The 21,803-nt window shown below is 70.1% G+C and carries 19 protein-coding genes; 11 read left to right on the top strand and 8 right to left on the bottom strand.

Going from position 1 to position 21,803, the window contains the following annotated elements:
- The first annotated feature begins 4 nt into the window (after positions 1-4).
- Both ACLJPX_RS00945 and ACLJPX_RS00950 read left to right on the top strand, forming a co-directional pair.
- Positions 5-970, top strand: a complete 966-nt coding sequence (locus tag ACLJPX_RS00945; RefSeq protein WP_146044422.1) for a hypothetical protein — start codon at positions 5-7, stop codon at positions 968-970.
- Between the two features lie 139 nt (positions 971-1,109).
- Entirely contained in the window at positions 1,110-1,751 is a 642-nt protein-coding gene (locus tag ACLJPX_RS00950) for a hypothetical protein (RefSeq protein WP_410598250.1), read from the top strand.
- On the opposite strand, the gene ACLJPX_RS00955 is transcribed toward ACLJPX_RS00950, so the two are convergent.
- Positions 1,642-3,603 carry a hypothetical protein gene (locus tag ACLJPX_RS00955; protein WP_410598251.1) on the bottom strand — a complete coding sequence of 654 codons (1,962 nt, stop codon included), beginning with the start codon at positions 3,601-3,603 and terminating at the stop codon, positions 1,642-1,644. The two genes, ACLJPX_RS00950 and ACLJPX_RS00955, sit on opposite strands and share 110 nt — an antisense overlap.
- A gap of 125 nt (positions 3,604-3,728) precedes the next feature.
- On the opposite strand from ACLJPX_RS00955, the gene ACLJPX_RS00960 reads away from it, so the two are divergent.
- Together ACLJPX_RS00960 and chrA are read left to right on the top strand one after the other, a co-directional pair.
- The gene (locus ACLJPX_RS00960; RefSeq protein ID WP_410599072.1) at positions 3,729-4,466 is read left to right on the top strand and encodes an ArsR family transcriptional regulator; all 738 of its coding nucleotides are present in this window, start codon (positions 3,729-3,731) and stop codon (positions 4,464-4,466) included.
- Complete coding sequence (chrA, locus tag ACLJPX_RS00965) at positions 4,463-5,665, top strand: chromate efflux transporter (protein ID WP_410598252.1); 1,203 nt, start codon at positions 4,463-4,465, stop codon at positions 5,663-5,665. Before ACLJPX_RS00960 ends, chrA begins: the two co-directional genes overlap by 4 nt.
- 57 nt (positions 5,666-5,722) lie before the next feature.
- On the opposite strand, the gene ACLJPX_RS00970 is transcribed toward chrA, so the two are convergent.
- A complete protein-coding gene (locus ACLJPX_RS00970; protein ID WP_410598253.1) occupies positions 5,723-7,060 on the bottom strand; it encodes a serine hydrolase domain-containing protein in 1,338 nt (445 codons plus the stop codon).
- Between the two features lie 101 nt (positions 7,061-7,161).
- On the bottom strand, positions 7,162-7,785 hold the full coding sequence (locus ACLJPX_RS00975) for a carbonic anhydrase (RefSeq protein ID WP_101607097.1): 624 nt from the start codon (positions 7,783-7,785) through the stop codon (positions 7,162-7,164).
- A gap of 112 nt (positions 7,786-7,897) precedes the next feature.
- Here ACLJPX_RS00975 and ACLJPX_RS00980 point away from each other — a divergent pair, with 112 nt between their 5' ends.
- Complete coding sequence (locus tag ACLJPX_RS00980; RefSeq protein WP_101607098.1) at positions 7,898-8,338, top strand: hypothetical protein; 441 nt, start codon at positions 7,898-7,900, stop codon at positions 8,336-8,338.
- Here the strand turns inward: ACLJPX_RS00980 and ACLJPX_RS00985 are convergent.
- The gene (locus tag ACLJPX_RS00985) at positions 8,313-9,911 is read right to left on the bottom strand and encodes an FAD/NAD(P)-binding protein (RefSeq protein WP_410598254.1); all 1,599 of its coding nucleotides are present in this window, start codon (positions 9,909-9,911) and stop codon (positions 8,313-8,315) included. The two genes, ACLJPX_RS00980 and ACLJPX_RS00985, sit on opposite strands and share 26 nt — an antisense overlap.
- Between ACLJPX_RS00985 and ACLJPX_RS00990 the strand changes: the two genes are divergently transcribed.
- Positions 9,891-10,979 (top strand): response regulator transcription factor, encoded by a 1,089-nt coding sequence (locus ACLJPX_RS00990; protein ID WP_410598255.1) that lies wholly within the window; start codon positions 9,891-9,893, stop codon positions 10,977-10,979. The two genes, ACLJPX_RS00985 and ACLJPX_RS00990, sit on opposite strands and share 21 nt — an antisense overlap.
- Before the next feature lie 6 nt (positions 10,980-10,985).
- On the opposite strand, the gene ACLJPX_RS00995 is transcribed toward ACLJPX_RS00990, so the two are convergent.
- On the bottom strand, positions 10,986-11,372 hold the full coding sequence (locus tag ACLJPX_RS00995; protein ID WP_410598256.1) for a Dabb family protein: 387 nt from the start codon (positions 11,370-11,372) through the stop codon (positions 10,986-10,988).
- 110 nt (positions 11,373-11,482) lie between these two features.
- Between ACLJPX_RS00995 and ACLJPX_RS01000 the strand changes: the two genes are divergently transcribed.
- From ACLJPX_RS01000 to ACLJPX_RS01020, 5 genes are all read left to right on the top strand, one after another.
- Positions 11,483-12,118 (top strand): TetR/AcrR family transcriptional regulator, encoded by a 636-nt coding sequence (locus ACLJPX_RS01000; protein ID WP_410598257.1) that lies wholly within the window; start codon positions 11,483-11,485, stop codon positions 12,116-12,118.
- A gap of 86 nt (positions 12,119-12,204) precedes the next feature.
- The gene (locus ACLJPX_RS01005) at positions 12,205-13,143 is read left to right on the top strand and encodes an ABC transporter permease (protein WP_410598258.1); all 939 of its coding nucleotides are present in this window, start codon (positions 12,205-12,207) and stop codon (positions 13,141-13,143) included.
- Entirely contained in the window at positions 13,143-14,138 is a 996-nt protein-coding gene (locus tag ACLJPX_RS01010) for an ABC transporter permease (protein ID WP_410598259.1), read from the top strand. The genes ACLJPX_RS01005 and ACLJPX_RS01010 overlap by 1 nt, the downstream gene beginning before the upstream one ends.
- 10 nt (positions 14,139-14,148) lie before the next feature.
- Positions 14,149-15,831, top strand: coding sequence for an ABC transporter substrate-binding protein (locus tag ACLJPX_RS01015; protein ID WP_410598260.1), 1,683 nt, complete (start codon positions 14,149-14,151; stop codon positions 15,829-15,831).
- Between the two features lie 29 nt (positions 15,832-15,860).
- On the top strand, positions 15,861-17,585 hold the full coding sequence (locus tag ACLJPX_RS01020) for an ABC transporter ATP-binding protein (RefSeq protein WP_410598261.1): 1,725 nt from the start codon (positions 15,861-15,863) through the stop codon (positions 17,583-17,585).
- A gap of 54 nt (positions 17,586-17,639) precedes the next feature.
- Here the strand turns inward: ACLJPX_RS01020 and ACLJPX_RS01025 are convergent, their stop codons facing one another.
- From ACLJPX_RS01025 to ACLJPX_RS01035, 3 genes are all read right to left on the bottom strand, one after another.
- Positions 17,640-18,626, bottom strand: a complete 987-nt coding sequence (locus ACLJPX_RS01025) for an aldo/keto reductase (RefSeq protein ID WP_410598262.1) — start codon at positions 18,624-18,626, stop codon at positions 17,640-17,642.
- A gap of 112 nt (positions 18,627-18,738) precedes the next feature.
- Positions 18,739-20,328: a tyrosine 2,3-aminomutase gene (cmdF, locus tag ACLJPX_RS01030; RefSeq protein ID WP_410598263.1), complete on the bottom strand. Its 1,590-nt coding sequence runs from the start codon at positions 20,326-20,328 to the stop codon at positions 18,739-18,741.
- Positions 20,325-21,797, bottom strand: a complete 1,473-nt coding sequence (locus ACLJPX_RS01035) for an MFS transporter (protein ID WP_233224183.1) — start codon at positions 21,795-21,797, stop codon at positions 20,325-20,327. The genes cmdF and ACLJPX_RS01035 overlap by 4 nt, the downstream gene beginning before the upstream one ends.
- Positions 21,798-21,803: the final 6 nt, after the last annotated feature.

Genomic DNA, 21,803 nt, shown 5'->3' on the forward strand with positions numbered 1-21,803 from the left:
GGGGATGGGTGGAGGATTCTGGCGGGATCTGGGCGCATTGGGCAGGTCCGCGGGGCTGGCCGGTCCGGTGCGGGGGGTCCGGCGCCGCGCGGCGGAGTACGTCGCGGCGTATGGCGGCGTGGTCGCCCCGATCGTCGATGCCGCGGTGGGCGACCCTGGGCTGCGTGAGCATGTGGGACGCTCGCTTTGTTCGGCGGGCGCCAAGGCCGGTTTTCTGATCCAGGGATACACGACGATGGCCGGGGTGCCGTTCAGAGCGGATTTGGCGGTACTCGGAGGCGCGGTCGCGCGGTTGTACGACGACCTGCTCGACGAGTTCGGCTCCGAGGAGCTTGTCCGGAGATTGTCCGTGCTGTTCGACGGCGGCCCGTTCTCGCCACGCAACGATGTCGAGCGGCTCTTGTGCGAGCTCTATCGCGAGGTGGAACGGCGGCTCGGCCGTGGCCGGGACGATCCGATCTTCGCGGCGTTGACGGCGGTGCACGAACATCAGGCACGATCCCGCCAGCAGAGTGATCCGGCGATCCCGGCGTTGACGCTGGCGGAGATCACCGAAGCCAAGGGCGGGGCGGCGATCGTCGTGCTGTTCGCGTTGATGCGGCCGTCGATGAGCGACCGCGAAATGTCGTTGATCCGCGACGTGGGCGGTGTGCTGCAGCTGCTCGACGACTATCAGGACGTGGCGCTGGACCGGCAGGCCGGGGTGGTGACGGCCGCTGTCCGCGGCGAGGTGACCTTGAGTGACATCTGTCGGCTGTTTCGGGTGATGCGGAGGCCGCTCAGCGACTACTATGGGCGCATTCGACCCTTTTCCGCGGTGCTCTACGCCATTCTGTGGATAGCCTTTCTCCGGCTGCACTGGCCAGGATTGGGGGTCGGCGGACCGCCCGCGTCCACGCCGTTCGGCGTGCTGGTGCGGCCGGGCGACAATCTGGTGCAGAAGGCAGGACAGCGGCGACACGGGAATTGATCAGCGGTTCGACGGTCGGAGGATGGTGAGAATGGTGCCGGACAGCGCCCCCTTCGAACCGATTACGCTCCGTCCCGATCTTGTGATACCGCTGCCGCCTTCCCGCTGGGGAACCGATTCCCTTCTGCGGAGCTTGACGATGCTCCGGGAACCGGCGTTCGCGCGGGCGCATCGGCAGACTCTCTGGCTGGTGACGGCGGCGGTCGCGCTGGTGGCGATGGGGCAGTTCGTGGTCGCCGGCGCCTTCCGCGAGGCGTTCACCGTAGGCGGCGTCGCGCTGGTGGTGTACACGGCGTTGCGGGCGATGGTGCTGGTCGCCGACGAGCGACGCCAGTACGCGTTCGAGCCCGTGTGGCTGGCCGAGCGGTCGGCGTCGTTACGGGACGGCCGGTTCGAGGTGATGCGCGTCGTCGTGGACGGCGAGGTCCGCGACCTCACGGATCCTGAAGACGTGCGGGACCTGCGGCGCCGGTACGACGACGCCCGGGTCAAGCTGGACTTCGTCTATCCGGCGGCCGGCTGGGAACGCGTGTACCGGCGGCTGGGGGATCTGGAGTTCCGCCGCACCTTGAAGCCGGGGGCGCAGGCTCAGGTGCGGTTCCCGCAGGCACGGTACGGCCTGCAACCGTCCGGCAGGCGGACGTATTGGCTGCTGGGCACCCCTGTGGTGATCACCGTCGCCGCGCCAGCCGGTCACGAAGCAGCGCGTGCCGGAACTGGTAGTACGGACCGACCTGGCGCAGCACCCCGAGACGGCGTGCGTCGTCCAGGAAGGTCATGAGCCGCAACGGAGTGACGCCCCACAGGGCCAGCCAGACCCGCGTGGTGGTGGAACGTCCCGACGCGCTGGTGGACTGAACGATCAGAGCCAGGCCGAAGGCGCCGAGCAGCGCGCCGACCGCCGCGCCCAGCAGGCCGACCAGGACCGGATTGTCGATCGGGACCACCAGCCCGCGGGTGGCCGCGCCGACCACTCCGCCCATGAACGCGCCCACCAGGGCACCGACCAGACCGCCGAGCCCGGCGGCGTACAGGACGGCGAATCGGTCGCTTCGCATCACGCTGGCGGGGGTGACGGCCTCGCGTGGTTCGGTCGGCTCGGTGAACCGGCGGACCACACCGAAGGCGATCCCGAAGACCAGGCCGATCGCGATGCCGAAGCCCCCGCCGTAGAGGATCCCGACCACCAGCCCACCGACCACGGCGCCGATCAGGCCGAATCCCAGATCTCTGGTGAGCTCGCTGCGGCGCAGCATCCGCGGGACGAACCGTCGCGGCGCCTCGGTCGGGACGAGTCCGAGTGCCAGACCGCCGGTGAGGCCGACGGCAAGCCCGAGCAGCGCGCCGAAACCGGGACGGCCGAACAAACCGAACATCAGCCAGCCCAGCAGGGTGCACGCGCCCCCGCCGACGAGCATCCCGGTGCCGATGAACACCGCTTTCGGAACCGCGCGATACAGCCGCCACCAAGCGATGTCGCCCTCGGTCATCCGGGCGAGAGCGGCGAGCCAGCGCTCGGCCTTCGCCGGATCCCAGTGCCGCGACGGACGTGACGCGGTGGCGAGAGCGGAAGGCGGCCGGTAGGCGAACACCTGCACGGCGAAGGCGTCGAGCAGGTGTTCTTCGACTTGCCGGGCGTCGGGAAGTTCCAGCAGTTCCGCCGGAGTGGTGCTGGGATCGGCGTAAGCCGTGCGGGCGAGATAGAGCATCAGTGGCGTGCGGAGTGCTTCGGCGACCGGTCCGCCGTCGTCCTCGGTGAGCTGGGCCAGTACCGGGTCCCACCGGTCGAGTTTCGTGGTGGGCGCGACGTCGAGCAGGTACTCCGCCGCGATGTCCGCGGTCAAGGGCAGCAACCGCACCACCAACGCGTCGCGGACGATTCCGGTCGCTTCGAATTCCGCGGTCCGGGACGTCAGGACCAGCGGCTCGCCGCTGCGGCGATCGAGCCCGATCGTCTGCAACGCGGCCGTCCGGCGGTTCTCGGCCATTTCGTCCAGCCCGTCCAGCACCGGCAGGATCCGGTGCTGCGCCAGGAGATCCCGGACGGCGGTGGCCCCGTATCGCGCCTCGTTGCCGAGGAACGGGTAGAACTCGAGGATGCTGCGGATGAGCCAGGCGTGGAAGTCGTCGGACGGATTCCAGGAGGAGATCTGCAGCAGTACCGGCGCCCGCGATGGTGACGGCCGGCGCAGCAACTCCAGCGTCAGCAACATGCACAGGCCCGTCTTGCCCGATCCGGGCTCACCGATCACCACGAGCCGTCGAGGGGCGTCGGCGTACGAGGTGACGAGCTCGGCCAGATCGCCGGTGGCCGAGCCGTTCTTCGCCTCCCAGCGCAGCGGCAGCCCATCCGCCTCGTCGAGAAGTCTTCGGCCGGCTTCGGCTTCCCACTGGGTGCGAACCTCCCAGGCCAGCGCCTCGGCGGCCCGGTCCAGCTGCTCCGACGTGCTCGACGCGTCCTGTCTGGATCGCCAGCGCAAAGCGGTGACGAGCTGCGCCAACGCGGCGCCTCCCGAAATGATGGTCAGCAACGTGGTCGCCGTGGCGGCGCCGTAGCGGCTCCACATGATCGCGAGCCCCAACGCCAGCGCCACCCAGAGGGCCGCCCGCCCCAACACCGCCCGTCGAGACACCGGCGCCCTCCTCGCGTCGCGAACCAAAGTACGTATCTTGTCACGCGCCGAGGGGGCGGCGGGACGACAAATCCAGGTACATCAATCTGCGTTGATGTACCCTCCCTCTCGTGACGATCACCGGGATGTCCGAGCCGCCGCCGTTCGTACGGCTGGCGAGTGAACCGCTGCGCTGGCGATTGCTGCGCGAACTGGCGCACGGCGATCGCCGGGTGCGGGAACTGGTGGAGAGCGTCGGGCAGCCGCAGAACCTGGTGTCGTACCACTTGCGCAAGTTGCGGGCAGCGGAGCTGGTCACGGCGCGGCAGAGCAGCTTCGACGGCCGGGACACCTATTACCACCTCGATCTCGAACGGTGCGCGGATTCGTTGGCCGAGGCGGGGAGCGCGCTGCACCCCGGTCTCGTGCCGAACCTGGAGAGTGAGAAGCGAACGGCGTCCCGGCCCAAGGTGCTGTTCGTGTGCACCGGCAACAGTGGCCGGTCACCGATGGCCGAGGCGTTGCTGCGACATCGAGCCGGTGGGTCGGTCGAGGTGTCCAGCGCGGGAAGTCATCCGAAACCGTTGCATCCCCACGCCGTGCGTGCTCTCGCCGAGCGCGGCATCGCCTTGACCCACGAACCGGCCTCTGTGGACGGTCTTCGTCGCCACCGTTTTCAGTGGGTGATCAGCCTGTGTGATCGTGTCCGCGAGGTCTGCCCGGAATTCCCCGGCCATCCGCGCGTCGTCCACTGGAGCCTGCCGGACCCGGCCAGGGAAGCCGACGAACTGGGGGAGACGTATCCGGCGTTCCGCCGCCTCGCCGTCGAGCTCGACCGCCGGATCGGGTTTCTCACCGCCCAGCTCGGTTCGCCCGCCCGATGACGGAGGAGCCCGGGACGCCGGGAAAGTCCACAAAGGATGAAACCGCCGCGCCGAGCCTCGGGAAAGTGCTGAAGGAATGGGGCAGGATCGGGTGCATCGGCTTCGGTGGCCCGCCGACTCACATCGCGTTGCTCCGGAAGTTGTGCGTGCAGCGCCAGAAGTGGTTGTCGGACCACGAATTCGAAGACGCGATCGCCGCCTGCAACCTGCTGCCCGGCCCGGCGTCGACCCAGCTGGCGATCTTCACCGCCTGGCGGGTGCGCGGACGCGTGGGAGCGCTGGTCGGGGGCGCGGCGTTCATCGTTCCCGGTCTCGTCGTGATCTTGGGGCTGGCGGCACTGTTCCTCACCGGGTCTCCGCCTGCCTGGGTCCGTGGGGCCGGAGCGGGCGCGGGCGCGGCGGTCGCCGCCGTCGCGGTGCACGCGGGCGCCGGCCTGGTCCCGGCGGGCTGGCGGCGTGCGGCCACCACCAGCCGGATTCGCTGGGCCCTGTACGTCCTCGCGGGTATCGCGTCGGCGGCCACGCTCGGTCCGTGGCTGGTGCTGGTCCTGCTCGGCTGCGGGCTGATCGAACTGACCGTGCACCGCGCGCGGACCGGTGAAGCGGGTACGGCGCTTCTCGCCGTACCCGCCCAATCGTGGGTCACCGCGGTCGCGGGCGCCGGTGTGTTCGCGTCCGTGGCGTGGGTGGCCCTCAAGGTCGGGATGCTGTCCTACGGCGGCGGCTTCGTGATCATCCCGCTCATGCAGGACGACGCGGTGAACACCTACCACTGGATGAGCGCCGGGCAATTCCTCAACGCGGTCGCCCTCGGCCAGGTCACCCCGGGGCCGGTGGTGCAGACCGTCGCCGTCGTCGGGTACGCCGCGGCCGGGCTCGCCGGTGGCATCCTGGCCGCGCTGGTCGCCTTCGCCCCGTCGTTCTTGTTCGTCTTGTTCGGTGCCAAGCATTTCGACCGGCTCCGCGGCAATCCGAACGTGCGGGCGTTCCTCGACGGCGCGGGCCCGGCCGCTGTCGGCGCGATCCTCGGCTCGGCGATCCCGCTCGCGCTCAGCCTGACCCAAGCGTGGCAGTACGCCGTCCTCGCCGGAGCCGTGATCCTGTTGTTCGCGCTACGGCGTGGCGTGGTGACCACGATCCTCGCCGCGGCCGGCGCCGGGACGGTACTCGCGCTCGCCGGTCTGCCCTTGCCGATTTGAACGTAGTGAGGAAACGGGCAAACGTGGCGTGCTCACGACCAACCCGACCCATAAGCCTCAGCCGAGGCAGGCTCGGACCGCCTTGGTCAGGTTCGCCGCCCTCGGGTCGTCGGGCCGGAAGTTCCAGAGGTTGGTGACGTAACCGAAGCCGACACCGGCGTCGGGATCCGCGAAGCCGATCGATCCGCCGGAACCCGGGTGCCCGAACGATCCCGGCCCGGTCATCGGCATCGGCGGGCAGGCCCTCCAGAACCCGAGCGACATGTTGAAGGAGCGGTCCGCCGGGATGTCCAGTCCCGGCGGCAGGCCGTGCATCGGTGTCCTGTCGGTCTGGACGGCGGTCATCTTCTCGACCGTCGCCCGATCGAGCAGCCGTACCCCGTCGACGGTGCTCACCGTGGCGGCGTACATCCGGGCCAGCGATCGTGCGTCGGTGAGCATGTTCGCGGCCGGGAACTCCGCCGCGCGCCAGGCGCGGGAGGAGAAGTAGTCGGTCGTGGGGTCCAGGGCACCGCCCAGCTCACCGGCTCGGGCCTGCACGGAGCCCGGGGCCCACAGGGCGGTGACCCAGCGGGTGACGGTGTCCGCGTCGAGTCCGGTCACCTTGATCATCCCGGCGATCAGCTCTTCCAGGGTGAACGGTGCGGCGTTGTGGATCTTGGCCACCCGGTGCTCTTGTCTCTCCGGCAGCCCGATCCAGGCGCTGAGCCCGAGCGGGCGGGCGACTTCGTCGGCGAAGAACGTGCCCAGTGACTTGCCTGAGATCCGGCGCACGACTTCTCCGACCAGGAAACCGAAGGTGACGCTGTGGTAGACGTGTTCGGTTCCCGGTTTCCACAGCGGCTTCTGCGCTTCGAGCGCCCGGATGACCGGATGCCAGGCGCAGGCCTGCTCGAAGGTCAGCGGCCCGTCGACGAGCGGCAGGCCCGCCTGGTGCGACAGCAGCCAGCGCACCGTGATCCGCTCCTTGCCCGCGGCGCCGAATTCGGGCCAGTACCGGGCCACCGGGGCGTCCAGATCCAGTTCGCCGCGCTGTGCCAGCAGATGGGCGCAGATCGCGGTGGCGCCCTTCGTCGTGGACGCGACCTGGACGATGGTGTTCCTGCGCCACGGCCGGTGGGTATCGCGATCGGCGAGACCGCCCCACAGGTTGACGACCGGGCGGCCACCGACGTAGACGCTGCACGCCGCGCCGACTTCGCCGGGGCCGTCCTTGAAGTTCCTGCGGAAGACGTCGGCGACCTTTCCCCAGCCGTGCTCGACGTCGTCGCCACCATGGCCGCTCTCCGCCGCGTTGCCGCGCCCCGCGAGACCGGCGAGCGCACCGGCGGTGAGCGCTCCGGTCAACACTGTCCTGCGCCGGACGTGCCCCTGCTCGGATGTTCCGTCCACCATGTCGCGTCCCTCCTGGTGAAGCTCGGATGACTTGTCCGAGATCACGGTGGACGAGTGCGCTGACGCGGTGCTGACACCGCCCTGACACGGCCGCCTTTGTCTTATCCCTCAGGAAGTCCTCGGGTGGTGACGACGCGCGCGCTGCCGTCGGCGAGGTGGTAGGAGAGTCCGGCGATGGCGGCTTCCCCGGCGTCGATCTTGTCGGCGAGCAGCCGGGAGCGGTCGGCCAGGAGGTCGACGGTGTTGCGGATGTGCTCGTCGATGATGTCGTCGTCGCCGGTGAGCCCGGCGGCGTGGGCGGCGAGGACACTCGGGGTGACCCGCTCGATGACGTCGCGGACGAAACTGTTGGTGCCGAGCCCTTCGGTCAGCGCCGCGCGGGTCGCGGCCACGGCGCCGCAGGAGTCATGGCCCAGCACGACGACCAGGGGACAGCCGAGGACGCTGACGGCGTACTCGATGCTGCCCAGCACCTCCGTACCGGCCACGTGCCCGGCGGTGCGGACGACGAACAGGTCGCCCAGACCGCGGTCGAAGATGATCTCGGCGGCCAGTCGCGAGTCCGAACAGCCGAAGAGAACGGCGAAGGGGCGCTGTACCGGGGCGGTTTCGGCCCGGCGGGTGGCGTCCTGGTTCGGGTGCTCCGGGGTGCCGGCGACGAATCGCCGGTTACCGGTGAGCAGAAGGTCGAAGGCCTCGGAGGGGGTCGGCGGCGCGTCGCTCATGAACCGGACATTACCGGCTGAGATCAAGATCAGCCGAGCGAGGTGACCGACCCCGCACCGGCCGCCGGCACGCGGTGTGCGGTCCGGCGTCCGGGCAGGCTAGTTTGCCCGGATGAGTCTCCTCGATGACGTGGCCGAACGCGACGGCTGGCGGTGCTGGGTGTGCGACGAACCGGTCGACCCCGACATGTCGGTGAACGACGCTCGAGGACCCAGCGTCGACAGCAGGACCGCCGATCGGAAGGCCAAGATCGCCGAACGGCTCGCGCATCGCGGATGCAACACCCGCAAGGGCGCCGTCAAGGTGGTCATCGCCTGGCCGGACCGGCTGCACGTGGTCGAACCCGCGCCGTTGATCACCGTCGCCGGGAGGCTGGAGCGCAAGGGCGGCCGCGAGATGGTCGCCCGGTGCCCGACCGAGCAGGACGCCCGCGAGGCCGCGGACTGGCTGGTGGACCGGTTCTCGCGGCTGGTCCCCGGGCTGCCGGTGACCGCGGCCGTCGAGCCGGGCGGCGGGCAGTTCCTCGTCATCCTGGCTGCCGGGCGCCGCTGACCGCCGGGAACACCCGGGCGGCCTGGGCCGCGACCCCGGGGATGCCGGAGGTGATGAACGGCCCGCCGCCCGCGAAGTCCCCGACGACGGCCAAGCGCGGATCTGCCGGGACGAGACCGCCGTCGGGATGCGCGGTGGCCAGGCCACCCGCGAGCAGCGACGCGGCCAGGGGCTCCGCCGCCCGCGGTACGGCGTGCGGCGCCGGATTCACGGCGTTGACGACGACGTCCGCACTCGACGTCCCCGCGGCACCGTGCAACCTGAAACCCCCTTGTGCGGCCTGGATTTCCCGGATGCCCGCGGTGACGTGGAGTTGCCCGCCGTCCAGCAGCCGGAGCAGGATCGCCGCGTTCACCGGCACCATGGGCGAGACGAGGCTGCTCGCCAGGCGGGATCGCCGCCACAGCAGGGCACGGTCGGCCTCCGGCAGCAACCGCCAGGCCAAGGGGCCGACGGTATGCGCCGTCTCTTGCAGGACACGGCGTCCGAGCGCGGGATCGTCCACAGTGGCCAGTTGGCGCCGCAGGCGTTCGGTGGGCGGTTCGGATTCCGCCGCGAGCAGATCGGCCACGACGTCGTCGAAGTCCTCTCCGGTTTCCGCGAGTTCCGAACGCATCAGCCGGACGAGATCGTCGAGGGTGACCGTGCCGTTTTCGCGATGCAGCGCGGTCACCCGGTCCACCGTGACCTCTCGTGGGCGCCGGTCGAGCGGGCGCTGCCAGACGTGGGGGAGCAGACCGGTGCGCGACACCAGCGAGATCGGGCCCGTGTGCCCGCGCGCCGCGAGCGACACGACGACGTCGACCGCCGTCAGGCCGCTGCCGATGACCGCCACCCGGCTCCGGGCCGGGATCCGGTCGAGAGTGCGCGCCAGCGGGTACGGATCGGCGACGAACCCGGTGGCCCCACCGAGTCCGTAGTGGTCGTGTGGTGTCCCTCCGCCCACGCAAAGCGTCACCCGGTCGGCTTCGTGCGCTCGTCCGTCGTCGGTGCGCAGGACGAGCCGTTCGCCGGCGCGGGCGATCGCGGTGACACGCCGTCCGATCACCCGGACCGTCACTTCGCGCTCCCGTAGCGCGGCGATCGCCGCCTCCGCGGTGTGTTCCAGGTAGCCGCCGTAGAGCGCGCGGGGAACAAGCGGCTGTCCCAGGAGTTCATCAAGGTGGGAGGCGCCACGCTCGCCCAGCCAGGCGGCGTAGTGCCCGAAGTCCGCGTGGCGGATCGACATGAGGGCGGGTGGGGAGTTGACGAGCACGGTGTCCAGGTCCGGTCCGTACGGGCGGCCGCGCCACAACCGCGCGGACGGCTCGAAAACGGTGACGGTGGCGGGCCCGTCGGCGATGGTCGCCAGTGTGTCGAGCAGGGCGACCGTGGCGGCGCCCCCTCCGATGATTGCGATGTCCATGCCAGTGAGCCTCGCCGTGACGGGAGCCGTGCCCCATCCCTCGCCCGCGGCGGATTCGCCGGGCAAGACCCCCTCGAACGAGGGATGGGCCCGGAGCGGGAGAGCGGGCATCGTCACCGAAGCACCGATCAGCAGGAGGAAGTTCTCGTGAGCGATCCACGCCGTCATGCCGGCGTCGTAGCGGCGGCCGAGCGCGCGGGCGGCGCGCTGGACCTGTTCACCCGCGCCTCGGCCAGGCTCCGGCGGCTCGTTCCGTTCGACGCGGCCGTGTGGACGGCGACCGACCCGGAAACCGGCTTGGTCACCGCGCCGATGCTGGTGGAGAACCTGGGCTCCGGTGAAGGATGCGGCGCGTACTGGGAGAGCGAGTTCCTGGAGGAGAACGTCCTCCCGTTCCGCGACCTCACCCGCGCGGCCGTCCCGGCGGCGGCGCTGTGTGCGGCGACCGGTGGCGTGCCCGCGCGCAGCGCGCGGTATCGGCGCCTGCTCGGGGCCCAAGGCGTGGACGACGAACTCCGGGCGGTGCTGCGCGTCGGCGACCGGCCGTGGGGGCTGGTCAGCCTGTTCCGCATGCACGGCGGCGCCGAGTTCGCGCCGGACGAGGTCGCCCTGCTCGCCGGGTTGTCCGCACCCCTCGCGGGACGGCTGCGCCGGTTCGCTCGTCCGTCCGGATCGGACGGTGCGGAGGGCTCTTCCGCGCCGGGACTGCTGCTGCTCGACCCGGATGGCGAGGCGACCTCGATCAACGAAGAGGCGCGGCGGTATCTCGCCCGGCTGCCTGACGGCCCGTCCGTTCCCTCGGCGCTGGGCCTGAACCTGCCGATCTGGGTGGCGGGCGCGGCGCTGCAGGCACGGGCGATCGCGCTGGGCCGGGATCGCGGCAGCGCCCGGGTCCGGATCCGCACCGTCGACGGCGTGTGGCTGACCTGCCACGCCTCCTGCCTCACCGGCCTCGACGGGAAACCGGGGCCGGTGGCGCTGGTCATCGAACCCGCGGCCGCCGCCGACCTCACGGGCATCGTCGCCGAGGCGTACGGGCTGACCCGGCGCGAACTCGAAGTCGCCCACCTCGTGGCGCGGGGCCTGCCCACCGCCGAGATCGCCTCGGCTCTGTTCCTCTCGCCCCACACCGTCCGCGACCACCTCAAGGCTCTCTTCGGCAAGACCGCGGTGTCCAGCCGTGTCGGGCTCGTCGCGCGGCTCTTCGCCGAACAGCACCGGCAGGCGACGACCTGACCGTGGTCAGCCGAAGCGGACTTCGGGGATCGCCGCCATCAGCCGCTCCCACTCGGGATACCTGGCGAGCTTGCCTTCGTAGACGGCGGTGATCTTCGCGGCCAGCTCCGGATCGGGGTCGTCGGAGACGGCGAGCCCGACGTGCAGCTTGCCGTAGTGCGGCAGGATTTCCGGATCTCCGGCCAGATGGACCGGGTCGTACATGTAGCGCTCGAAAGCGTCGAGGTCGGCGAGGCCGAAGGAGTAGCCGTGGGTGTAGCCCTCGGCCGGATCGCCGAGGAGCCTGCCGACCGTGGAGAACGACAGTGACTCCACCGCCGCTGTCCGGCGGATCAACTCCAGGGCCCGGGCCTTCTGGTCCTCGGTGCTCTCCTCGCGAAACGCGAAGCGCATGAACTGGACGATCAAGACTTCCTCCCGTAGATTGAACTCACGAGTTCAATGTAGTGAACGGGCAGGTTCAGGTGCAAGACCGGATTTCGAAGCGCGAGGGGATCTTGGCCGTGGCCTTCACGGTCTTCGCCCGACGCGGCTACGCGCGAGCGTCCGTCCAGGAGATCGCGGACGAGGCGAAGGCCGCGAAACCCACCGTCTACAACCACTTCGGCGACAAGGAAACACTGTTCCGCGGCGCCATGGCGGCCGCCGCCGACAGTGTCGCCGCCGAGACGTTCGCCGCCATCGAACCGCTCCGCGACGCGGGTGCCGACGTCCGCGCGACCCTCGGCGCCGCGGCCTCCGGGCTGCTGCGGATCTGTGCCGGCGAGCGTTCGCACGCGCTCCGGTCGCTGGCTTTCGCCGAACTGGCCACGTTCCCGGAGCTGGCGGTCGCCATGCAGGAACGCACGTCGGTGCACCTGACCGAGGCGCTGGCCGACCGGTTCGCCCGCCTCGCCCTTTCCGGCGCGCTCCGCCCCTGCGACCCGGACACGGCCGCCGAACACTTCCTCGCCCTGCTGATCGGGCCGCTGGAATCACGCTCTCGTCTGGGCGCTCGCACACTCCCGGAGAAGGAACTCGAGGGCATCGCGGAATCAGCCGTCGACACCTTCGTCCGTGCCTACGGTTCCCAGGCCGGAACGCCGTCTTTGTCCAAAAAGGACTCGCCAGTGCCGGATAGCTCACAGTCCAGCTGGTGAGACGGAAGTGTCAAGGCTGGGTGCGGCGGTTTTCTTTCTTTAGGGTCCCTGATCGTCACCCGATCAGCTGACCCCGAGTAGGTGCTGTGCCCGATCCCTTGCTGCTGCCCGAAGGCGTCCCGCCGACGGCGGCGCGTTCACTGCCGTCCGCGGTGTGGCACGCGGTCCGGTCCAGTGGATGGACACTCGCCTGCGCGATCGTCGTGGTGCTGATCCTGGTCATGGCGGTGGCCGCGGACCTGCTCGTCCTGGTCGAAGGACAGAGCCTGACCCCGGACATCGCCAACCTCGGGCCGACCGGGTTGCCCGCCGGATCCCTGGGCGGCGTCAGCGGATCCCACTGGTTCGGGGTGGAACCGCTCACCGGGATCGACCTGTTCGCCCTGGTGGCCCACGGCGCCAGGACGTCGTTGCTGGTCGGGCTCGGCGCGACGGCGCTGGCCACCGCCCTCGGCGTGGTGATCGGGGCGGCCGCGGGCTACCTCGGCGGCTGGTGGGACCGGGTGGTCACCTGGACCGCCGACGTGATCCTGGGTTTCCCGTACCTGATCTTCATGATCGCGCTCGGCGCGATGGCGCCACCCGACTTCCCGCGCCAGCCCTTGCTGATCGTCGTCCTCGGCCTCTTCGGCTGGCCGCGGGTCGCGCGGATCGTCCGCGCGCAGACGCTTTCGCTGAGCGGCCGCGACTTCGTGTCGGCGGCCAAGGCGATGGGCGGGGGACCGTGGCACGTCTTCACCCGTGAGCTGCTGCCGAACCTGTGGGCGCCGGTCATCGTCGTGGCGAGCCTGTCGATCCCGTCGATGATCGGCAGCGAGGCGGCGCTTTCCTTCCTGGGGGTCGGTGTCCTGCCGCCGACCCCGAGCTGGGGCCGGACGATCAGCACCGCGATCGACTTCTTCGAGACCGATCCGCTGTACCTGGTGTTCCCGGGGCTGATGCTGTTCCTGGTCACCTTGGCGTTCAACGTCGTCGGCGACGCCGTGCGCGACACGCTCGACCCGCGGTCGGGAGGGCGGGACTGATGCGTGCCCTGCGCTTCGTGCTCGGCCGGTTCGCCGGCATGGTGCTCGTCCTGCTGATCGTCACCTTCGTGACGTTCGTGGTGTTCTACCTGCTGCCCGCCGACCCCGCCCGGATGGCCTGCGGTCGCCCCTGCTCCCCGGAAAGCCTCACGCTGGCAAGGGAGTTCATGGGGTACGACGCGCCGTGGTACCGGCAGTTCGCCGAATTCCTCGGCGGCATCTTCGCCGGGCGGACGTTCGGCACCGGTGTCACCGCGATCCAGTGCGGTGCCCCGTGTTTCGGCTACGACTTCCAGAACAACGTCGGGGTGCTGACGGAGATCGGCGAACGGATCGAGGTGAGTTTCTCGGTCGCGCTCGGTGCCGCCGCCCTCTGGCTCGTCACCGGCGTCGGCCTCGGCGTGCTGTCGGCGTTGCGCCGGGGGAGCGCGGCCGACCGGATCACCATGGCGGTCGCGATGGCCGGGGTCTCCCTGCCCGCCTACCTCGCCGGGATGATCGGCATCACGGTCTTCGCGTTCGCGCTCGATGTCGTGCCCAAGAACGGCTACGTCCCGTTCGGCGAGGATCCGGTCCAGTGGGCCTGGCATCTCGTCCTGCCCTGGCTGGTGCTGGCCTTCCTGCACGCCGCGATCTATGCGCGGCTGACACGGAGCCAGATGCTGGAGACGCTCGGCGAGGACTTCATCCGTACCGCGCGGGCCAAGGGGCTCACCGAGCGGAAGGTCGTCGGCAAACACGCGCTGCGCAACGTCCTCCTGCCCGTGGTGACCGTGTTCGGCGTCGACCTCGGCGCCCTGCTCGCCGGGACCGTGATCACCGAACGGATCTTCGGGATGGCCGGGGTCGGCAGGCTGCTGGTCGACGCCATCGCCGCGATGAACCTGCCCGTCCTGCTCGGCGTCACGTTGTTCTCGGCGGTGCTCGTGACGGTCGTGAACTTCCTGGTCGACCTGGCTTATGGCGCGCTCGATCCGCGAGCCCGCCTGATCTGAAGGGGAAACGATGAAACGCAAGCCTTTGCTGAAGGCGGTCGCGGGGGCGGTCGCCGTCACGACGGTGCTGACCGCCTGCGGCGCCAACGACAAACCGGCGCAGGCCGGGGGCGAGGTCAAACCCGGTGGCACCGTCCGGCTCCTGAACGACAGCGCCACCCAGCAGTACGACCCGGCCAAGAGCGGAAGCCTGGTGGTCACCGCGCTCGGCCTGGTGCACCGCAGGCTGACCTCGTGGAAGGTCGCCCCGGGGCAGGACACCACGATCGTCCCCGACCTCGCGACCGACACCGGCAGGCCGACCGAGGGCGGCAAGACCTGGACCTTCACCCTGAAGGACAACGTCAAGTACAACGACGGTTCGCCGATCAAGGCGCAGGACATCAAATGGGGGCTGGAGCGGACGTACGCCGCCGCGTTCTCCGGAGGCCTGACCTACCACAAGGACCTGCTGTCGCCGGGGCTCGCGTACAAGGGGCCGTTCGAGGGCGGCAAGGAGCTCGACTCGATCGAGACGCCCGACGACAAGACCATCGTGTTCCACCTCGCCCGCCCCTACGGCGACTGGAACTGGATCGCGAGCACGCCCGCGTTTTCCCCGGTACCCAAGGGAAAGGGCGAGGAAGCGGACTACGGCAACCATCCGGTCGCGTCCGGGCCGTACGTACTGGAGAAGTACGAGCGCGGCAAGGAGGCGAGGCTCGTCCGGAACCCGCACTGGGACCGGGCGACCGACGACACCCGCAAGGCCAACCCGGACACCATCGTGTTCCAGCTCGGCCAGGACACCAGTGTCATCTCCAAGCGGCTGATCGACGACAGCGGTGACGACCAGAGCGCGTTCAGCATCCCGTTCGCCTCGCCCGCGCAGCTGGCCCAGATCCAGGCGAACCCTTCGGCGAAGTCCCGGATCGTCACCTCGGAATCGGGAGCGCTGGCGTACCTCACGCTGAACACCCAGCGCGGCAAACTCGTCGATCCCAAGGTGCGCCAGGCTTTCCAGTACGCGGTGGACAAGGCGGCGTACCAGGTCGCCAGCGCGGGCAACGCCCAGCTCGCCGGGGACGTCGCGACCACGCTGATCACCCCGGGTCTGCAGGGGCGCGAGCAGTTCGACCTGTACCCGGCACCGGCGAGCGGTGACCCGGAAAAGGCGAAGAAGCTGCTGGCCGAGGCGGGCCTGCCGAACGGTCTCGACGGCCTGGTCCTGGCCACCCGCAACGAGAACAGCTACCCGGAGAAGGCCGCCGCGATCCAGGCCGCGCTGGCGAGGGCGAACATCAAGATCACCATCAAGGCGCTCGACGAGGACACCTACACGTCCGAAGTGGACACCAAGGGGATCTCGGACTACGACCTGACGCTGACCTCGTGGCAGCCGGACATCCCGTCCGCGAACGCCAACATCCAGCCGCTGTTCCAGTCGACCGAGATCGGCAACGGCGGGGTCAACGAGTCGCGGTACAACAACCCCGAGGTCGACCGGCTGATCACCGAGGCGCAGGCGACGCTGGATCCCGCCGAGGCGGGGAAGAAGTGGGCGGCGCTGGACAAGAAGATCCTCGGTGACTCGCCGGTGGTCCCGCTGATCTACACCCGGAACTCGTTCCTGCACGGCTCGAAGTTCGGCAACGTCGTGATCGGCCGGTTCCCGGCGTACCCGGACTACCGCCAGTTCGGGCTGATCCAGTGACGGGGGCCTCGCCGTCCGGTGGACGGGCGGTGCCGGACGGCGAGGCCGCCCTCCTGGAGTTGCGCGAAGTCAGTGTCTCTTTCGGACGGACGAAGGCGGCGCGTTCGGTCTCCTGGTCGGTTTCGGCCGGTGAAGTCGTCGCGGTGGTCGGGGAATCCGGCTCGGGAAAGTCGGTCACCGCGCTGTCGCTGCTCGGGTTGCTGCCGCCGGACGCGGACGTCTCCGGCCGGGCACTGCTGTCCGGTCGCGATCTCTACACGCTGACGCCGGACGAGTTGCGCGCCGTCCGCGGCAACGAGATCGGCATGGTGTTCCAGGAACCGATGAGCGCGCTGAACCCGGTGTTCCCCGTCGGGGAGCAGCTGATCGAGGCGATCCGCACCCATCAGGACCTGTCGCCGAAGGCCGCCCGGCGGCGGGCGATCGAACTGCTCGGCTTGGTGGGACTACCCGCTCCCGAACAACGGTTCCGGTCGTATCCGCACGAGCTGTCCGGCGGTCAGTTGCAGCGGATCGTGATCGCGATGGCGGTCGCGAACGAGCCGGAACTGCTGATCGCCGACGAGCCGACGACGGCCCTCGACGTCACCGTGCAGGCCGAGATCCTCGAACTGCTGCGGGATCTGCGCGACCGGCTCGGCACGGCGATCCTGCTGATCACCCACGACATGGGCGTGGTGGCCGACATCGCCGACCGCGTCGTGGTGATGTACGACGGCCAGGTCGTCGAACAGGACGGCGTGGAGGAGATCTTCACCGCGCCGCGCGAGGACTACACCCGGCGGTTGCTCGGGTCGGTGGTCTCGCTCGGCGTCGCGGCGACGGAGGGTGTCGAGCGGGTGCTCGCGGCGGAGCCGGTCCTGTCGAGCGGTCATCACGCCGCGACCGACCACCCCGCCACCCGGTCGGTGCCGGACGTCCCGGCGGTGGCGCCGTTGCTGGTACTGGACGACCTGTCCGTCACCTATCGCGGCCGTTTCCGGGCGATGGCGGTCCGGGCGGCGGACGGGGTGAGCCTGCACGTCGAACCCGGCGAGATCCTCGGTCTGGTGGGGGAGTCGGGGTCGGGGAAGAGCACCGTCGCCGGTGCCGTCACGGGTTTGATCGCGCCCACCTCGGGCACGGTCCGGATCGGCGGGACCGACATCGCCCGCGCGAAGGGGAGAGCCGCCAAGGCGCTGCGCCGCCGGATCGGCGTGGTCTTCCAGGACCCGCTGTCCTCGCTCAACCCCCGGACGACCGTGGGCGACAGCGTGGCCACCCCGATCCGGCTGCACCGCACCCACCGCGGGTCCGAAGTGGACGATCGGGTCGCCGGGCTCTTCGAGTCGGTACGGCTTTCCCCCGATCTGCGTGGTCGCTATCCGCACCAGCTGTCCGGAGGGCAGCGCCAGCGGGTGTGTGTCGCCCGGGCGCTCGCCCTCGATCCGGATCTGCTGGTGGCGGACGAGCCGACCAGCGCGCTCGACGTCACCATCCAGGCCCGGATCCTCGAGCTCCTGCGGACCTTGCAGAGCGAACTCGGTTTCGCCTGCCTGTTCATCAGCCACGACCTCGCCGTCGTCGAGCAGCTCGCCGACCGGGTCGCGGTGATGCACCGAGGCCACGTCGTGGAGCAGGGGCCGACGAAGGAGGTGCTCACCGACCCGGTGCACCCGTACACCCACCGCCTGCTGTCGGCCGCGCCGGTCGCCGACCCCGCGGCACAACGGCGACGGCGCGAAGCCTGGCGGCGGCTGACGAGAGGATCTTGACGCGCCGTACGTCCACGGCCGGTCGGCATCGGACGCGGTGAAGGACGCCCAGGGTCAGAGACCGTTCATGTACATCGCGTTTTCGGGGTACCGCTTGCCTTTCGTGATGCCCGCCGGGACCGCCGCGTCGAGCAGTGCCATGTCCTCGGGGCTGAGCCGCAGCGCGGATGCCCGGAGGTTCTCCTCCAGCGCGCACCGGCGTTTGGTGCCTGGTATCGGCACGACATCGCCACCCTTGGCCAGCAGCCAAGCCAGGCACACCTGCGCCGGGGTCGCGTCGACCCGGGCGGCAACGACCCTGACCACGTCGACGGCGGCCTTGTTCGCGGAGAAGTTCTCGCGCTGGAAGCGAGGGTCTCTCCTGCGATAGTCGTCCTCGGCGTACTCCTCGGCGGGTTTGGCGGTTCCGGTCAGGAAACTGCGGCCCAGCGGCGAATAGGCGACCAGGCCGATGCCCAGTTCGCGCAGGACGGGCAGTATCTCGGCCTCGATGTGCCGCTCCCACAAGGCGTACTCGGTCTGCAGGGCGGTCACGGGGGTGACCGCGTGCGCGCGGCGGATCGTGGCCGTCCCGGCTTCGGAGAGGCCGAAGTACCGGATCTTGCCCGCGGCCATCAGGTCGTTCGCGGCGCCCGCGACGTCCTCGATCGGCACCTTCGGATCGACCCGGTGCTGTGACAGCAAATCGATGTGGTCGGTGCGCAGCCGCGTGAGCATCGCGTCGACGGTGCGACGGATGTGCTCGGGCCTGCTGTTCAACTCGCCGCGGGTGCCGTCCGGCGCGTACACCCAGCCGAACTTCGTGCAGACGAAGGCCTCGTCACGGCGGCCGCGCAACGCGGCGCCGAGCAGTTCTTCGTTGACGAACGGCCCGTAGACCTCCGCGGTGTCGAAGAAGGTGCAGCCGAGGTCGAGTGCCCGGTGGACGGTGGCGATCGATTCGGCGTCGTCCGCGGCACCGTAGGCCTGGCTCATCCCGAAGCACCCGAGCCCGAGCGCGGACACGACGGGACCGTCGATCCCCAGGATCCGGGTGGGCAAGACATCGTTGTACGGCAACGGGGCCCTTTCTGAGCTGGAGCACGGCCGAAGGTCGGGGTCCGGGATTCGTCGTGCGCTTGCGGAAGGAAGTCCGGTTCTTTCCGGTGAGCCGTCACCGAAGCTTGGCCCCGTTGCGGACGACCGCGTCGAGGAAGTCGCCACGGGAGAGCGCGACGGCGAGCGCTCCGATGTCGTCGCTCAGATACCGGTCCCGGTCCAGGGTCGGGACCGTCGCCCGGACCTGGTCGTGGGTGACCCGGCCGAGCGGGCCGAGGCGTTCGTACCGGCCCGACACGTCGACAGCCTGTGCCGCGGCGAGCAGTTCCACCGCCAGGATCCAGTTGTTGTTCGCCAGTACCCGGCGGGCGTTTCTCGCTCCGATCAGTCCCATGCTGACCACGTCCTGGTTGTCGGCGTTGGCGGGCACGCTCTGGATGCTGGCGGGGCCGATCGTCCGGTTCTCGGCGACCAGCGCGCTCGCCGGGTACTGCGCCCCGGCGAGCCCGCTGTGCAGGCCGGGACTGCCGGCGATGAGGAACTCGGGCAGCCCGTCGTTGAGATGCCGGTTCAACAGCCGATGCGTCCGGCGCTCGGAGAACACGCCGAGCTGGGTGAGCGCGATGGTGCAGTAGTCCATCGCGAAGGCGATCGGCTGACCGTGGAAATTCGCGCCGTGGAAGATGTCTTCTTCGCCGTCCCCGCCGAAGAAGAGGGGATTGTCGTTGGCGGAATTGAGTTCGATCTCCAGGGTGGCCTCGGCCTGCCGCAGGGTGTCGCGGACGGCGCCGAGCACCTGCGGCACCGCGCGCAGGGTGTACGCCTTCTGCAGGTAGACCTCGCCGTCGCCGTTCTTGGCCTGTCGTGAGAGTTCGGAGTGCTCGACGGCGAGTCCGGTGCCGTTCAACAGCAGGCGCAGGTTCGCCGCGGTGTCGATTTGACCCCGGTGGGGACGGGCCCGCTCGTGCCCACCGGCGAGGAACGGGCTCGTCGAGCCGCGCAGCACCTCCACGACCAGCGCGGAGATGATCTCGGCCTGTCGCACCTGGTCCAGCGCGCGGCCGACCACCAGCGCGCCGAGCCCCGTCATCGCCGACGTGCCGTTGATCAGCGCGAGGCCTTCCTTGGCCCGCAATTCGAGCGGCTCGATCCCGTGCTGTTCGAGCACCGGGCCGGTCGGTGTCCGCTCACCGCCTTCGAGGACGTATCCCTCGCCGATCAGGGTGCCGGCGATATGCGAGAGCGGTGCCAGGTCCCCGCTGGCTCCGAGCGACCCGATCTCCGGCACGGCCGGGACGATGTCCAGGTTCAGGTACGACGCCAGCCGCTCCAGGACGACCGGGCGCACGGCCGAATAGCCCTTGGCGAGCGCGTTGATCCTGGCCGTGATCATCGCCCGGACCTCGTCCGCGGCGAACAGCGGGCCGACACCGGCGCTGTGGCTGCGGACGAGGTTCGTCTGCAGGGCCACCTCGTCGCCCGCCCCGACCGGGTGATGCACCAGTTCGCCGTACCCGGTGGTGACGCCGTAGACCGGAACGCCCCGGCTCACCAGTCGCTCGAACGACTTCCGGTTCTCCTCGACGGCCGCCAGCGCGGCCGGGGCCACCACGCACGGCACCTTGCCCTCGGCGATCCGGCGGACGGCCGCGAGGTCCAGGGCGCCGCCGTCGAGTTCGACCGGCTGGTGTCTCTTCGCCGTCACGCCTGTACTCCCGCCTCGATCGGTGTCCCGGAACGGCCGAGCAGCCAGCTCAGCACCGCGGTCGCCACGGCGAGCAACGCGAGCACCCCGCAGGTGACGACGAACGCGTCGCCGAAACCGTCGGCGGGAATCGACGCCGTGTCCTGCGGACTGTGTCCCAGCGCGACGCGGTAGACCGTGCCGATACCGGCGATCCCGAGCGCCATCGCGGCCTGCGTGACGGTGTTCAGCACGCCCGAACCCGACCCGGTCAGGTCGGCGGGCACCTGGGCCATGGCGATGCCGATCAACGGCGAGACCACCAGCCCCTGCCCGATCCCGGACAGCCCGATGGTGGCCGCGAGCAGGACCGCCTGGGTGTCGGCGCCCGCCTGCACGATGAACGGCATCGGCAGGAAGCTCACGGTCATCAGCAGCGCGCCGGTGATCAGCACGCGGGTGCCGTAGCGCTCGGTCAGCCGTCGCCCGGCGGACGAGGCCACCGCGAAGCCGACGCCCAGCGGCACGAACACCACACCGGTGCCCAGCGGGTCCAGGTGCAGCGCGGACTGGAGGTAGTAGGTCAGCACCAGGAAGTAACCCGCGTTGCCGGCGAAGAACACCGTCACCGTGGCCATGCTGGTCGGGAAGCCGCGTCCCCGCAGGACGCGGGCGGGCAGCAGCGGATCACCGCCGCGCGCGGCCAGTCTGTTCTCGTACCGGAACAGGCCGGCCACGAGCAGCGCGGTGGCGGCGAAGCTGAACCAGATCCACAGTGGCCAGCCGTGTTCCGGGCCGAGCGACAACGGGATCAGCAGCGCGGGCAGCACGGCCGCGGTGAGGACCGTCCCCACCATGTCCAGCGGCGCGGTGACCTCGCTCCGGCTCTCCCGGACCGTCGGCGGCGCGGCCAGCAGGATGAGCAGCCCGATCGGCACGTTGATCAGGAAGATCGTCCGCCACTCGAGACCGGCGACATCCACTTCGAGGAGCAGCCCGCCGCCGATCAGCCCGGCGACGACCCCGAGCCCGATCACCGACCCGTAGGCACCGATCGCGCGCTGCCGGTCCCGCAGCTGGCCGAACGTGCCCTGGATGATCGACAGCACCTGTGGCATCAGGACGGCCGCCGCGGCACCCTGCACGACCCGCGCCACGATCAGGAGATTCGCCGTGGGGCAGAGCGCGCACAGCAGCGAGGCCACGGTGAAGGCCGCGACGCCGTACTGGAACACCTTCTTGCGGCCGAACCGGTCGCCGAGCTTGCCGCCGGTCACCATGCCCGCCGCGTAGGCGATCACGTAGCCGTCGATGACGAACTGGATCTGGCCGAAACTGGCGCCCAGATCCACTTGGATCGACGGGCTGGCCACGTTCACGATGAACATGTCGATCTGGCCCATGAACGTGGCCAGCAGGACTACCCCGATCCCGGCCCAGTCACGAGGGCTCGGCCTGGTCGAGGGTGTTGTGTCCGCAACGGCAACCATTCTCGC

It is taken from the genome of Amycolatopsis sp. lyj-90 (assembly GCF_046549035.1).
Taxonomy (GTDB): domain Bacteria; phylum Actinomycetota; class Actinomycetes; order Mycobacteriales; family Pseudonocardiaceae; genus Amycolatopsis.

Coding starts and splice junctions, on each gene's coding strand:
- ACLJPX_RS00945 (WP_146044422.1), top strand. CDS start 5: ATGGGTGGAGGATTCTGGCGGGATCTGGGCGCATTGGGCAGGTCCGCG.
- ACLJPX_RS00950 (WP_410598250.1), top strand. CDS start 1,110: ATGCTCCGGGAACCGGCGTTCGCGCGGGCGCATCGGCAGACTCTCTGG.
- ACLJPX_RS00960 (WP_410599072.1), top strand. CDS start 3,729: ATGTCCGAGCCGCCGCCGTTCGTACGGCTGGCGAGTGAACCGCTGCGC.
- chrA (WP_410598252.1), top strand. CDS start 4,463: ATGACGGAGGAGCCCGGGACGCCGGGAAAGTCCACAAAGGATGAAACC.
- ACLJPX_RS00970 (WP_410598253.1), bottom strand. CDS start 7,060: ATGGTGGACGGAACATCCGAGCAGGGGCACGTCCGGCGCAGGACAGTG.
- ACLJPX_RS00975 (WP_101607097.1), bottom strand. CDS start 7,785: ATGAGCGACGCGCCGCCGACCCCCTCCGAGGCCTTCGACCTTCTGCTC.
- ACLJPX_RS00980 (WP_101607098.1), top strand. CDS start 7,898: ATGAGTCTCCTCGATGACGTGGCCGAACGCGACGGCTGGCGGTGCTGG.
- ACLJPX_RS00985 (WP_410598254.1), bottom strand. CDS start 9,911: ATGACGGCGTGGATCGCTCACGAGAACTTCCTCCTGCTGATCGGTGCT.
- ACLJPX_RS00995 (WP_410598256.1), bottom strand. CDS start 11,372: ATGCGCTTCGCGTTTCGCGAGGAGAGCACCGAGGACCAGAAGGCCCGG.
- ACLJPX_RS01010 (WP_410598259.1), top strand. CDS start 13,143: ATGCGTGCCCTGCGCTTCGTGCTCGGCCGGTTCGCCGGCATGGTGCTC.
- ACLJPX_RS01015 (WP_410598260.1), top strand. CDS start 14,149: ATGAAACGCAAGCCTTTGCTGAAGGCGGTCGCGGGGGCGGTCGCCGTC.
- ACLJPX_RS01035 (WP_233224183.1), bottom strand. CDS start 21,797: ATGGTTGCCGTTGCGGACACAACACCCTCGACCAGGCCGAGCCCTCGT.